The organism is Tardiphaga sp. 20_F10_N6_6, from assembly GCF_052076045.1.
GTDB lineage: Bacteria > Pseudomonadota > Alphaproteobacteria > Rhizobiales > Xanthobacteraceae > Tardiphaga > Tardiphaga robiniae.
On the sequence record NZ_CP197239.1, the window covers coordinates 2,579,948 to 2,593,577 of the forward strand.

General features: G+C 61.0%; 11 protein-coding genes. 8 read left to right on the top strand and 3 right to left on the bottom strand.

What is annotated here, in order from left to right; all coding sequences use genetic code 11:
* The first annotated feature begins 73 nt into the window (after positions 1 to 73).
* From cysP to AB7813_RS12535, 4 genes are all read left to right on the top strand, one after another.
* Positions 74 to 1,090 carry a thiosulfate ABC transporter substrate-binding protein CysP gene (gene cysP, locus AB7813_RS12520; protein ID WP_089265423.1) on the top strand — a complete coding sequence of 339 codons (1,017 nt, stop codon included), beginning with the start codon at positions 74 to 76 and terminating at the stop codon, positions 1,088 to 1,090.
* A 225-nt stretch (positions 1,091 to 1,315) separates the two neighbouring features.
* Positions 1,316 to 2,143 (top strand): sulfate ABC transporter permease subunit CysT, encoded by an 828-nt coding sequence (cysT, locus tag AB7813_RS12525; RefSeq protein WP_089265424.1) that lies wholly within the window; start codon positions 1,316 to 1,318, stop codon positions 2,141 to 2,143.
* Positions 2,143 to 3,030 (top strand): sulfate ABC transporter permease subunit CysW, encoded by an 888-nt coding sequence (gene cysW / locus AB7813_RS12530; protein ID WP_439082981.1) that lies wholly within the window; start codon positions 2,143 to 2,145, stop codon positions 3,028 to 3,030. The genes cysT and cysW overlap by 1 nt, the downstream gene beginning before the upstream one ends.
* Before the next feature lie 131 nt (positions 3,031 to 3,161).
* Positions 3,162 to 5,321: a malate synthase G gene (locus AB7813_RS12535; protein WP_441228101.1), complete on the top strand. Its 2,160-nt coding sequence runs from the start codon at positions 3,162 to 3,164 to the stop codon at positions 5,319 to 5,321.
* Positions 5,322 to 5,390: 69 nt separating this feature from the next.
* Here AB7813_RS12535 and AB7813_RS12540 read toward each other — a convergent pair whose 3' ends face one another.
* Positions 5,391 to 5,546 carry a Thivi_2564 family membrane protein gene (locus AB7813_RS12540; RefSeq protein WP_086937086.1) on the bottom strand — a complete coding sequence of 52 codons (156 nt, stop codon included), beginning with the start codon at positions 5,544 to 5,546 and terminating at the stop codon, positions 5,391 to 5,393.
* A gap of 349 nt (positions 5,547 to 5,895) precedes the next feature.
* Between AB7813_RS12540 and AB7813_RS12545 the strand changes: the two genes are divergently transcribed.
* Together AB7813_RS12545 and AB7813_RS12550 are read left to right on the top strand one after the other, a co-directional pair.
* A complete protein-coding gene (locus AB7813_RS12545; protein WP_184511507.1) occupies positions 5,896 to 7,989 on the top strand; it encodes a methyl-accepting chemotaxis protein in 2,094 nt (697 codons plus the stop codon).
* Positions 7,990 to 8,194: 205 nt separating this feature from the next.
* Positions 8,195 to 10,288, top strand: coding sequence for a methyl-accepting chemotaxis protein (locus AB7813_RS12550; RefSeq protein ID WP_120291747.1), 2,094 nt, complete (start codon positions 8,195 to 8,197; stop codon positions 10,286 to 10,288).
* A gap of 24 nt (positions 10,289 to 10,312) precedes the next feature.
* On the opposite strand, the gene AB7813_RS12555 is transcribed toward AB7813_RS12550, so the two are convergent.
* Complete coding sequence (locus AB7813_RS12555) at positions 10,313 to 10,921, bottom strand: DUF2865 domain-containing protein (protein ID WP_441228102.1); 609 nt, start codon at positions 10,919 to 10,921, stop codon at positions 10,313 to 10,315.
* Positions 10,922 to 10,984: 63 nt separating this feature from the next.
* On the bottom strand, positions 10,985 to 11,776 hold the full coding sequence (locus tag AB7813_RS12560; protein WP_120291751.1) for a L,D-transpeptidase: 792 nt from the start codon (positions 11,774 to 11,776) through the stop codon (positions 10,985 to 10,987).
* Positions 11,777 to 12,011: 235 nt separating this feature from the next.
* Between AB7813_RS12560 and AB7813_RS12565 the strand changes: the two genes are divergently transcribed.
* A complete protein-coding gene (locus AB7813_RS12565; protein ID WP_120291925.1) occupies positions 12,012 to 13,121 on the top strand; it encodes an AI-2E family transporter in 1,110 nt (369 codons plus the stop codon).
* 75 nt (positions 13,122 to 13,196) lie between these two features.
* Positions 13,197 to 13,568 carry a DUF883 family protein gene (locus AB7813_RS12570; RefSeq protein ID WP_439082978.1) on the top strand — a complete coding sequence of 124 codons (372 nt, stop codon included), beginning with the start codon at positions 13,197 to 13,199 and terminating at the stop codon, positions 13,566 to 13,568.
* The last annotated feature ends 62 nt before the right edge of the window (positions 13,569 to 13,630 follow it).

The following is a 13,630-nucleotide window of genomic DNA, read 5'->3' on the forward strand; positions in this document are numbered from 1 at the left end:
ACCGTTTGCCGGGCAAAACGCCGCAGCCGCCGCTCCCGGCCATCCGATCGCTCTCACTCACAGGGGACTACACGTGAACCGCTTCATTATCGCTCTCGCCGCCGGACTCGGCATTCTCGCGACTGCACCCGCCCAGGCGCAGACGCCGAACACGCTGCTCAATGTCTCCTACGACATCTCGCGCGAGCTCTATGCCGAGATCAACGTTGCTTTCGCCAAGCAGTGGAAGGCCAAAACCGGCCAGGACGTTACCATCAACCAGTCGCATAACGGCTCGTCGCGCCAGGCACGCTCGATCCTCGAAGGCCTCGAGGCCGATGTGGTGACCTTCAACCAGGTCACCGACGTGCAGGTACTGTATGATCGCGGCAAGCTCATTCCGGCCGATTGGGCCAAGCGGCTGCCGAATAATTCCTCGCCTTATTACTCGCTGCCGGCCTTCCTGGTGCGCGCCGGAAATCCAAAGGGGATCAAGGATTGGGACGATCTGGTGAAGCCGGGCGTGCAGGTGATTTTCCCGAATCCGAAGACCTCCGGCAATGCGCGCTACACCTATCTAGCCGCCTATGCCTTCGCGAAGAACAAGTATGGTGCCGACAAGGCTGACGACTTCATCAAGAAGCTGTTCGCCAATGTCCCGGTGTTTGACACCGGCGGCCGCGCCGCCACCACGACCTTCGTCGAGCGCGGTACCGGCGATGTGCTGATCACCTTCGAGGCCGAGACCTCGTCGATCCGCGACCTCGCGGGCAAAGATGCCGGCGGCAAGGACAAGTATGAAGTGGTGGTGCCACCGACCAGCGTGCTCGCCGAATTCCCGGTGACCGTCGTCGACAAATATGCCGACAAGCACGGCACCAAGGCCCTCGCGACCGCCTATCTTGAATTCCTGTATTCGCCGGAAGGCCAGGACATCGAAGCCAAGGGCTATAACCGCGTCACCGACAAGACCGTGATGGCAAAATACAAGGACAAATTCCCGGAAGTGAAGCTGTACCGCGTCGAGGACGAATTCGGCGGCTGGGACAAGCTGAATGCCGAACACCTCAATCCCGGCGCAAAGCTGGACACACTGTTCGGCGGGAAGTGAGCCACAAACTCCATCATGCCCGGGCTTGACCGGGGCATCCACGTCTTGGCTGCAAATGGGCTAAGGACGTGGATGGCCGGGAACATCTAGCGAAGCGGCGCTTCGCGCTTTGCCCGGCCATGACATGGGAGAGGACGGGCGCCTGCATTAGACGACCTCGCCGCATTCCCTTTCCGCGCAAATCGTCTAAGAGAAGCCCCAACGGCTTCACACACGGACCTTCCCTTGCGACGTAGCGTCATTCCAGGTTTCGGGCTCTCGCTCGGCATTACGCTCTTTTATCTCGGAGCGATCGTGCTGTTGCCGCTCTGCGCGCTGATCCTGAAAGCCTCGGACGTCGGGCTTGCGCAATTGTGGGACATCCTGTCGTCGCCGCGCACACTGTCGGCCATCCGCGTCACGGTGACGATGGCGCTGGCGGCCACCGCATTCAACGCCATCTACGGCCTGCTGCTCGCCTGGGTGCTGGCGCGCTATCAATTTCCCGGCAAGCGCATTCTCGACGCGCTGGTCGACGTGCCCTTCGCGCTGCCGACCGCCGTGGCTGGCCTCGCGCTGACGGCGCTGTTTTCCAAGAAAGGCTGGTTCGGCGCACCGCTCGATGCACTTGGCATCCAGGTCGCTTACGCACCGCTCGGCATCGCCATCGCGATGGCCTTTACCAGCATTCCCTTCGTGGTGCGCACGGTGCAGCCGGTGATCGAGGATCTCGGCTCCGATGTCGAGGAAGCCGGCCGCTCGCTCGGCGCCAATGATCTGCAGATTCTCTGGCGCGTAATCTTCCCCGCGATCTTTCCGGCGTTCCTCGCCGGCTGCTCGCTGTCCTTCGCACGCAGCCTCGGCGAATTCGGCGCGGTGATTTTCATCGCCGGCAACCAGCCGATGAAGACCGAGATCGTTGCCCTGCTGACCTATATTCGGCTCGAGGAATACAACTACCAGGCCGCCGCCGCGATTGCCGTGGTAATGCTGGCGATGGCTTTCGCCATGCTGATTGTCACCAACGCGGTGCAGGCCTGGAACCTGCGTTATCTCGGCCGGGGAGACGTGTGATGTCGCATCCGACGAGTGAACGCGCCCATACCGAATGGATGGTGACGCCCGTCGGTGCCGGCCCGGTGACGCGCCGCGTGGTACTTGGCATCGTCGCGATCCTCACATTGCTGTTCCTGATCGCACCGCTGGCTTTGATCTTCAGTTCAGCGCTGTCGCAAGGCATCGGCACGTTCTTCAACAGCCTCACCGAGCCCGGCACGCAGCATGCCATTCTGTTGACAGTCACCACCGCGCTGATCGCTGTGCCGATCAACATCGTGTTCGGCCTCGCCGCGGCGTGGACGGTGACCAAGTTCGTCTTCCCAGGCCGCACGCTACTCATTTCGCTGATCGAACTGCCCTATTCTATCTCGCCGATCGTCGCCGGCGTCGCCTATATCTTCGTCTATGGCTCGCAGGGCCTGTTCGGCCCGCTGATCGAGGCCATGGGCATCAAGGTGATGTTCGCACTGCCGGCGATCGTGCTCGCCAGCATGTTCGTGACCGCGCCCTTCGTGGCGCGTGAGTTGATCCCGCTCATGCAGGTGCAGGGCACGGATGAGGAAGAGGCCGCCGTCACACTCGGCGCTTCCGGCTTTGCGACCTTCATGCGGGTCACGCTGCCGAATGTGCGCTGGGCGGTGCTCTATGGCGCGATCCTGTGCAACGCGCGCGTGATGGGCGAATTTGGCGCCGTCTCCGTCGTCTCCGGCAACATCCGCGGCCAGACCACGACGTTGCCGTTGCAGATCGAACTTCTGTATCAGGACTACAATGTCGCCGGCGCCTTCGCCGCGGCGACGGTGCTGACGGCCGTGGCACTGCTCACCATCGTGATCAAGGTGGCGCTGGAGCGGATCTCGCCAGATCACGCGCAGGCCCCGGTCCGGCCGCCCGGCCACTGATCCCTTTAGGGGACTTCTCACCGGGTAGCGTTTGGCGTTAAAAGGTCCCATGGGCGCCGCGGTTTGGCGCCGTTTATGCTTATACTCCCTGAAATTAGAGCAGAATTGCCGCTTCTCGCGAGAAAGACACCATGAAACGCATCGACGCCCACGGACTGCAGATCGCCCCCGTCCTGTTCGACTTCATCGCCAAGGAAGCCGCCCCCGGGACCGGCATCCAGCCGGATGCGTTCTGGGCCGGCGTCGCCGCTCTCATCAAAGACCAGGGCCCGAAGAACCGCGAACTGCTCAAGGTGCGCGATACGCTGCAGGCCAAGATCGATGCCTGGCATCTGGCCAACAAGGGCGCCTTCGACATGAACGCCTATACGGCGTTCCTCAAGGAAATCGGCTACCTCCTCCCGGAGCCCGCAACCAAGCAGGTCGAGACTGCCAATGTCGATATCGAGATCGGCCAGATCTGCGGCCCGCAGCTCGTGGTACCGCTGACCAATGCGCGCTATGCGCTGAATGCCGCAAATGCGCGCTGGGGCAGTCTCTACGATGCCTTCTACGGCACCGATGCGATCCCGCACGATCCGTCTGAAGGTGGCAAAGGCTACAATAAGGCACGCGGCGACAAAGTCATCGCCAAGGCAAAAGCCTTCCTCGATCAGGCCGCGCCGCTCGCTACCGGCAGCCACACCGATGTCACGGCCTACAGCATCATTGCGGGCCAGCTCTCGGCCAAGCTCAAGAGCGGCAACCTCACCGCGCTGAAGAACGAATCCCAGCTCGCTGGCTATCTCGGCGAGCTCGCCACCCCGACCTCGATCCTGCTGGTCAATAACGGCCTGCATATCGAAGTGAAGATCGATCGAACCAACACCATTGGCAAGGACGACTCCGCTGGTGTTGCCGACATGATCATGGAGTCGGCCGTCTCGACCATTCTCGACATGGAAGACAGCGTCGCCACCGTGGACGCTGACGACAAGGTGCTGGTCTATCGCAACACGCTGGGCCTGATGAACGGCACGCTCTCGGCCGATTTCGAAAAGGGCGGCAAGACGCTAAAGCGTTCGCTCAATGAAGACCGTGTCTATAAGACGATCGACGGCAAGAACCTGACCCTGCATGGCCGCAGCCTGATGCTGATGCGCAATGTCGGCCATCACATGTTTACGGATGCGGTGCTCGACAGCGCCGGCGAGGAAATTCCGGAAGGCCTGCTTGATGCCGCCGTTGCTGGCCTGATCGCAATCCACGACCTCAAGAGCAAGGGTCCGATCCGCAACAGCCGCACCGGCTCGATCTATATCGTCAAGCCGAAGATGCACGGCCCCGATGAAGTGGCGCTGACCTGCGAAATCTTTGCGCACGTTGAGAAACTGCTGTCGCTGCCCGAGAACACCATGAAGGTCGGCATCATGGATGAGGAACGCCGCACCACGGTGAACCTCAAGGCCTGTATCCAGAATGCATCCAAGCGCATCATGTTCATCAACACAGGCTTCCTCGACCGCACCGGCGACGAGATCCACACGTCGATGGAAGCGGGTCCGATGATCCGCAAGAACGACATGAAGGCGACGCCGTGGATCAAGGCTTATGAAGAGTGGAACGTGGATGTCGGCCTGATCGATGGCCTGCCGGGCCATGCCCAGATCGGCAAGGGCATGTGGGCCGCGCCCGACAAGATGGCGGACATGCTCACGCAGAAGCTCGGCCATCCGCAGGCCGGCGCCACCACCGCATGGGTGCCCTCGCCCACCGCCGCGACGCTGCACGCGTTGCACTATCATCAGATCGATGTCGCCACGCGCCAGAAGGATCTCGCCAAGGGCGGGCCGCGCGGCAAGCTCACCGACATCCTCACCATTCCGGTGTCGCAGTCGAACTGGGCGCCGGATGATGTGAAGCAGGAGATCGACAACAACTGCCAGGGTATCCTCGGCTATGTCGTACGCTGGATCGACCAGGGCGTCGGCTGTTCCAAGGTGCCGGACATTCATGGCGTCGGCCTGATGGAAGATCGGGCCACGCTGCGCATCTCCGCCCAGCACCTTGCCAACTGGCTGCATCAGGGCGTCATTACCAGGGATCAGGTGATGGAATCGCTGAAGCGCATGGCTGTGGTGGTGGACGAGCAGAACAAGGGCGACGCGCTGTATCAGAACATGGCGCCCTCGTTCGACGGCGTCGCCTTCAAGGCCGCCTGCGACCTGATCTTCGAGGGACGCACACAGCCGAACGGCTATACTGAATACATCCTCACGGCGCGCCGCCGCGAGGCGAAGGCGCTGGCTTGATCGCAAGCGGCACTATCAATAGCAAAAAGCCCCGGCAAACCGCCGGGGCTTTTTCGTTAGTCCATCTCGCTAGAAAACCGCGATGTATTTCAGCAGCGAGATCACACCGAGAATGATCACGACGACGCGGCAAATCTGCTTCGCGCGGCCGTCGATCGGCAACAGATTGATCAAGTACAGAATGAGAATGACGACGAGAAAAGTGATCAAGACGCCGACGAGCATGTGCGTATCCCCCCAGACTCAATGGAAACGAATAGCAGCCCCGGCCATCGCAGCTGCTCAACAGTGATCCAACGTGGGCGAGAGCATTGGGTTCCCGGATCGGAACAAAAGAACCTCGCCAAACTAGGCACGCAAGCTGGCCCTCAGGTCACCGACGGTCACGTAAAATCCGCGCCACCAGCGGAGTGCCGAACCCGCGCGGAGAAGCAGAACCGATCGCCGTGCCGCAAGAACGCTTACGCACGAACCACCTAAAGTAGCCGTATTCAAGCCTACTTCACGATACGTGTGCAATCGGAAATATTTACCATTTGAAGCCTTACTAAATCAAATATTTGGGGGATTCATGATGTTCAATCGATTGACCGTTTCCGCATTGCTTCAATCTGTCATCGTGGTCATGGCGCTCTGTGTGGTCGCCGTTCTGGCAACGACAGCCTGGGACTCCTACGGGCGGCTACGTTCAGCCAGCCGCATCTCGGTAATTGCGGACGCCTCCGCGAATGCCTTCAAGGCGATGCACAATCTGCGCACCGACCGTGCATCGACGAACCGAAACCTGAACAACGAGACAGTCATTCAGCCGGACGGAGAAAAATATCTCCGCTCCATTCGCGATTCCGAGATGCCGGCGATGCGAGCAGCGGCTGACCTCATTGCCACCATCGAATTCGCCGATCAAAAGACGCTGCACCCGACGCTGGTCCAGCTGGTCGACAAGTTGACCGCTCTGCAAACCGAATCCTGGGACGCGATGAGCAAGCCGAAGGCGTCGCGCCGTGCAGCCCTCGGCAAGGAGTATATGGAGACCACGCAAGCTCTGCTTGAAACACTGGAAAAGGTGTCGGCCCAGCTCGCCGCCGCGGTGAACCACAACGATCCCATGATCGATCAATTACTGTCGATCAAACAGGCGGCCTGGCTGTTGCGCAACACCGCCGGCGAAGGATCCCTCCTCGTCGCGAACGGCCTTGCTGTCGGGCGCGCCACACCTGAGAATAAGCTCGCCTACACCAAGTTTGTTGGCGGCATCGACGCTGCCTGGAATGCGCTGGAATTGTCCGCGTCTGGAATGCAGCTGCCGCCCAACCTGGCTGCAACCATGGCTGCTGCGAAGGTGGCTTATTTCGACCCGCAATATATGGCTCTTCGTGACCGTGTCATGAATGCACTCGTGAGCGGCGAAAAGCCCGAAATCACCGCGAGCGAATGGACTCCAATCACCGTTGATCGCATGGCCAGTGCGGTTACAGTCGCCGAACGAGCGCTGAATGAAGCAAAAAGCCACACCTTGACGCAGTGGACTGCCGCGCAGCACGCGTTGATCCTGCAACTGGCGCTGCTCGCAGCCGCGCTCGGCATAGCATTCGGCAGCATGGTTGCCGTCACCCGCCGCGTCATCACCCCGCTGCACACCATTCGCGATGCGATGCTGAAAGTCGCCGCAGGCGATCTCGTCGTCGATGCCGGCTATTCCGAACGGAAAGACGAAATCGGCGCGCTCGCCGGCGCTCTGGAGACCTTCAAGCAACAGGCCAAGGAGAAAGCACAGATCGAACAGCAGGAGCGCAATCGCAACGCCGACGCGACCCAGCGGCAGCAGGCCATCGAACAGCACATCGGGACCTTCGAGGTCCAGATGCGCGATGCGCTCAACGCGCTCGGCAACGCGTCCGATCAGATGAACACCACATCGGATGGCATGGCGGTCGTATCCAGCCAGACCAATGCCCGCGTGCAGGTCGCAGCAAAAGCTTCGGGCGAAGCCTCCCTGAACGTGCAGAATGTCGCCTCGGCCGCCGAACAGCTGAGCTCGTCGATCAACGATATCAGCCGGCAGGCCGCGCACGCCGCGGGAATCGCCAGTCGCGCCGTCAATCAGGCGCAGGAAACCGACGGCACCGTCCAAGGCCTCGCCAAGACCGCCAACCGGATCGGCGAGGTGGTCGGGTTGATCAACGATATCGCCTCGCAGACCAACCTGCTAGCGCTCAACGCCACTATCGAAGCCGCGCGCGCTGGCGAGGCCGGACGCGGCTTTGCGGTCGTCGCGTCGGAAGTGAAGTCACTGGCCAGCCAGACCGCCAAGGCAACCGACGATATTTCCGAGCAGATCGCAGATATCCAGAAGGTCGCCAATGAGGCCATCGAGGCAATCAAGTCGATCGGCGGCATCATCGGCGAAGTCAATGAAGTAGCAACCGCCATCGCCGCAGCCGTCGAAGAACAGGGAGCCGCGACACAAGAGATCACCCGAAGTACGCAGCAGGCCGCCGATGGCACCCGCAATGTGTCGGACAACATCGCTGGTGTGAGCGCCGATGCGGACGCCGCTGGCGCTGCCGCGCAGGATGTGAAGGTAGCCTCGGAAACGCTAGCCACGCAGACGCGCCAGCTCGGCACTCAGGTGACGGACTTCCTCGGCAAGATCCGGGCTGCCTAGGCAGGCCTCATCAGTCACGTCATCGAGCCCTGACAAGTATCAAAAGCCCCGGCATTGTCGGGGCTTTTTTTGTTGAAGCAGCGCCGGGCACGACAATCTTCTACCTTAAGTGGCGATATTAGAAAGAATTTATCAGAACGAGCATGAGCGTGAATATTTACCAATTGCAGCCTTAAATACCAAAATATTTTTTGGGGGATTCATTGTGCTTCATCGATTGACCGTTTCCGCATTGCTCAAGTCCGTGATCGCCATCATGGCGGTCTGTGTCGTCACATTCCTCGTTCTCAGCGCGTGGGAATCATATGGGCGCCTCAACGTCGCGGGGCGCATGTCGACGATCGCCGAGGCATCCGGCCATGTGTTCAAGGCAATGCACAATCTGCGCACCGACCGGTCCACGACGTTCCGCACGTTGAACGCCGATGTCGTGATCCAGCCCGATACCGAGGCCTATCTGCGCCGTATCCGCGGCGCTGAAATGCCGGCAATGAAAGCAGCAGGAGAATTGCTGGTCACCGCCGACTTCCCCGGCAAGGCAACGCTGGTGCCCGAGTTTAACCGGCTGATGCAGGCCTTGATCGCGCTGCAGACAGAATCCTGGGACCAGATGAGCAAGCCGAAGGCCTCGCGCCGCGCCGGCCTTGCCAAGGAATTCCAGGACAATGTCGATTCCGTTCTGGCCATGCTTGAAAAAGTCTCGTCAGCCCTCACCGCCGCCGTAACCCACAACGATCCGGTGATCGATCAATTGCTGTCGATCAAGCAGATGGCCTGGCTGATGCGCAACACATCGGGCGACGCCTCCGTCATTGTGTCGAACGCGCTCGCGGTCAACAAGATCTCGCCGGAGCTGCAGCGAAGCTATGTGAAGCTGACGGGCGGCATCGAAACTGGATGGAATGCGCTGGACATCGCATCGTCGGGAACTGAACTGCCGCAAGGTCTCATCACGGCCCTTGCCGCAGCGAAAGCATCCTATTTCGATCCTCAATACTTGGCACTGCGCGACCGCCTGATTCAGGCTGTCGCCACCGGCGAGAAGCCCGAAATGCCGGCGACGGCCTGGACACCGCTCACCGTCGACAAGATGAGCACAGCCGTGGTGGTAGCCGAACGCGCGCTGGACGAGGCCAAGAACCACAGCCTTGTGCAGTGGTCTGCTGCGCAACGCTCATTGATCCTGCAACTGGTGCTACTGGGGGCCGCCATCATGCTCGTCGTTGGCGCCATAGTCACTATCACGCGCCGTGTCACCACGCCGCTGCTCACCATCCGCGACGCGATGCTGAAAGTGGCGGGCGGCGATCTCACCGTCGATGCCGGCTATGCCGATCGCCAGGATGAAATCGGCGGGCTGGCCGGTGCGCTGGAGACCTTCAAAAAGCAGGCGATGGAAAAAGCCGAGATCGAGGCGCAGGAACGCCATCGCAATGCCAATGCGAGCCAGCGCCAGCAGGCCGTCGAGCAGTATATCGGCATGTTCGAGATCCAGATGCGCGACACGCTGGGAGCCCTTGGCAGCGCCTCTGACCAAATGAATACGACATCTGACGGCATGGCCACTGTGTCCAGCCAGACCAATGCCCGCGTGCAAGATGCTGCGCGCGCCTCCGGCGAAGCCTCAGCGAATGTGCAGAACGTTGCCGCTGCGGCGGAGGAGCTGAGTGCCTCGATCAACGACATCAGCCGCCAAGCATCGCATGCGGCCGGCATCGCCAGCCGCGCCGTCAGCCAGGCACAGCAGACCGACAATACCGTTCAGGGCCTCGCCCAGACAGCGAACCGGATCGGCGAAGTCGTCGGGCTGATCAACGACATCGCCTCGCAGACCAACCTGCTAGCACTCAATGCCACCATCGAAGCTGCGCGCGCCGGCGATGCCGGACGGGGCTTTGCGGTCGTTGCGTCCGAAGTGAAGTCGCTGGCCAGCCAGACGGCCAAGGCGACCGAGGATATTTCCGAACAGATCGCGGATATCCAGAAGGTCGCCAATGAGGCCATCGAAGCCATCAAGTCGATCGGCGGCATTATCGGCGAAGTGAATGAAGTCGCCACCGCGATTGCGGCTGCGGTCGAAGAACAGGGCGCGGCGACGCAGGAAATCACCCGCAGCACCCAGCAGGCGGCCGATGGCACCCGCAACGTGTCGGACAATATCAGCGGAGTCAGTGCCGACGCCGACGCAGCCGGTGCAGCCGCTCAGGATGTGAAGGTGGCATCAGAGACCCTGGCGACGCAGACACGCCAGCTCGGTACTCAGGTAACGGACTTCCTCGGGAAGATCCGCGCGGCTTAAGCGCAATCGATCACGTGGCGCGGATTATTCCCGCGCCACGACCGGCATGCGCTCATATTTCGCCTGCACCGACGGCGACACCGGCGACATGTTCAGCGATGCACCGCGTTTGTCAGCGCCGCGGCCAGTGACCATCAGCCCATCGGCACCGGCGACGATATCGCCTTTGCGCAGTGTTGGATCGTTCTCGAGCTTCACCGGTGCCAAACCGATCTGGTCCTTACCGTTGCAGGTGCACCCGGCCACCAGTTCGATGCGATACTTGAATGCATTCGGCAGCTCGGAATAGGGCTTGCCGCTCTCGGTCGCCGCCGTGTCGATACTGCTGCCATAAACAACCTTGGTATCGCTCGCCGGACAGAAATTATTGCACGACGCCGCGCGGCTCTGACTGTCGGTCGCTGATATCGGGAAGTAACGCCCATCGCACGTGCGCACGCAAAAAGCCTGACGCCCGCCGCTTGCTGCGCGAGGGCGCTGCTCCTGCACCGGCGGACCTTCATTGACGAAAGGGAGCGAGATATCCGGGCCACGACCACGCGCCATCCCGCCGAACAATGCCGAGAAGAAATCCTGTGCCTGCGCTGGGGCGGCACCGAGCATGACAATCGCCGTAACCGCGCCGAGAGCCATCCGTTGTCCTGGAAATCGGGTCATGGGGCCTGCAACGCGGCATCAAAGCAGAATGATCGACTCTCAGTAGAGCGACGACGCGGAAAGGTTCATCGCCTGACGGCCCGGAGCCTGCTGCACGCCGGCAGGGCGAACCGAGATCGATGTGACGCTGCGCGGCGCCGGAGCCGTGCGCGCCTCATAGTGTGGGGCAACGGACTTCGGCAGCACCACAACCCTGGTCCCAACGCTGACGCGACTGAAAAGGTCCTGCACATCTTCATTGGTCAGGCGGATACAACCCGACGACACGAACTTGCCGATGGTTGACGGATCATTGGTGCCATGGATGCGATAAGCGCTGGAGCCGAGATACATCGCGCGGGCACCGAGCGGGTTGCCGGGGCCGCCAGCCATGAAGCGCGGCAGATAGGGCTGGCGCGCAATCATTTCCTGCGGCGGATGCCAATCCGGCCATTCCGCCTTGCGCGTGACAGTCTGCGTTCCGGACCAGGTGAATCCTTCGCGGCCAACACCGACGCCGTAGCGAATCGCGCGGTTGTTGCCGAGCACATAATAAAGCTGGGTATTGCCGGTATCGATGATCACTGTGCCCGGCGCTTCGCGGGTCATATAGCCGACTTCAGCGCGGCGCAGGCGCTCGGGGAGAGCGGCATCCATATTTTCCCGCACCCGCGGTGCAGCCATCACGTCGTCGTCCGGTGGGAACGCGCTTTGCGCAGCCGGTGCATAGTTCATCACCTGCGCCGATGCGCTGGAGATGAACGGCGGAGCAACGATCAGAGTGGCTGCAACAACGAGCGCGCTTGTGAGACGCAGCGACAGCTTGCGGTTTCCAGATGATGCCTGTGACATGTGACTGCCCCGTTTGGCGACGCGTCATCGTCGTGATGACCGCAACCAACTGCGCCGAAGCCTCACGGTTCCCTCCCCGCGGGCGTTCACCGAATGATTTGTCAACCAAGGAACCATCACGAAATCGCGACGGAACTTTTGCGGTATGCTCGTGTTGTAAAGCCCGATCGCATGTCAGCGATCTGACGCGCGAACGCGGTCTGCGCGACCAAATGGCGGCATGTCGGGACAGCTCATGAGTGAAGTCCGCGCTCTCCCCGAAAAGCCTGCAGGCACGCCGGTGCCCGAGAGCAAGATCGAGCAGCCGCCGGTGTTCCGTCGTGCCGAAGTGGTTGCTTTCACGCTGGTATCGATGCTGGTGATCACCGTGATTACGGTGCTCTATGTCGCCAAGGCATTCTTCCTGCCAATCGTGACAGCCTTCATCATTGGCACCATGTTGTCGCCCGCAGCGAGCTTTCTCGAAAAGCGCCGCATTCCGCGATCCGTCTCGGCAGTCCTGATCGTTATCTTGGTCTGCGCCGGGCTCGCCTTCATCGTGGGGCTTATTTCGTCCCCGCTGATGGAATGGACGACGCGGCTCCCCGAACTAGGTTCGCTGCTCAAGAACAAGCTGCATGTCTTCGACCGACCGCTGGCGCTCTGGCACCAGATACAGAGCATGTTCAGCAGCGCCGAAACGCTTGCGACAACAAAGTTCGAATTGCCCAAGATCGACTGGGTGCAGCCAACCGTCGAATTCCTGTCGCCAACCTTCACCGAATTCCTGCTGTTCTTCGCCACGCTGGTGCTGTTCATCGCAAGCTGGAAAGACCTGCGCCGCGCGCTGGTGATGAACTTCGCCGATCACGAATGGCGGCTGCGGACGCTGCGCATTCTCAATGCGATAGAGACCAGCCTTGGCGAATATCTGTTGATGGTCACTATGATCAATTTCGGAGTCGGCATTGCCACCGGCGTGATCTGCGCGGCCACCGGCATGCCCAACCCGGCCGGCCTCGGCGCGCTGGCAGCCACGCTCAACTTCTTCCCGATCATCGGCCCCGTCGCCATGTTCGTCATCCTGGTCGCGGTAGGTATCATTTCGTCGGAGACGATCGCAGCGGGCATGATCGCGCCGCTGCTGTTCGTCGGCCTCACCTTCATGGAAGGCCACTTCATCACGCCCACGATCATCGGACGCAAATTGCAACTCAACGCGCTGGCGGTGTTCATCGGGTTGGCGTTCTGGACCTGGCTCTGGGGCCCGATGGGCGGCTTCCTGGCGGCGCCGATCCTGATCGTCGGGCTGATCCTGAAAGAGCATTTGATGCCGATCAATTCGCCGCAGTTGCCGCCGGATTAATCCAGCTCTACTGATGGAACCTACGGTCTAACCGGGCGTTTCTGCATTGCATTTTCAGTATCAGGGGAGCTTCGCATGGCGGATATCGATGGCCTGGATGAACTCAAGAAACTGACCGACAAAGCAACCTATAGCCGCCTTCAGAAGGATCTCACCGCCGTGAAAGACGATGTTGCCGCCCTGACCGAACAGATCACCGACGCGCTTAATGCCTTTACCGGTCAAGCTACTAAACAAGCCCGCCGCGGCGTCAAGCAAGCCCGTGCCGACGCCGAAGACATGATGTCCGACATGCGGGAGCGCGGCAGCGCGGCCTATGATGCTGCGCATGACGCAGCCTATTCACTGGAGGAAACGCTGGAAGACAGCATTACCCAGCGCCCATTGGCTGCAGTCGGCCTGGCGCTCGGCCTCGGCGTGCTGATCGGGATGGCCTGGCGCCGCTGAGTCATATGCGCAGGATTGGAATGTGATGAACTGGCGGTGCCCGAGGGTGCCGTCAGTTTTCT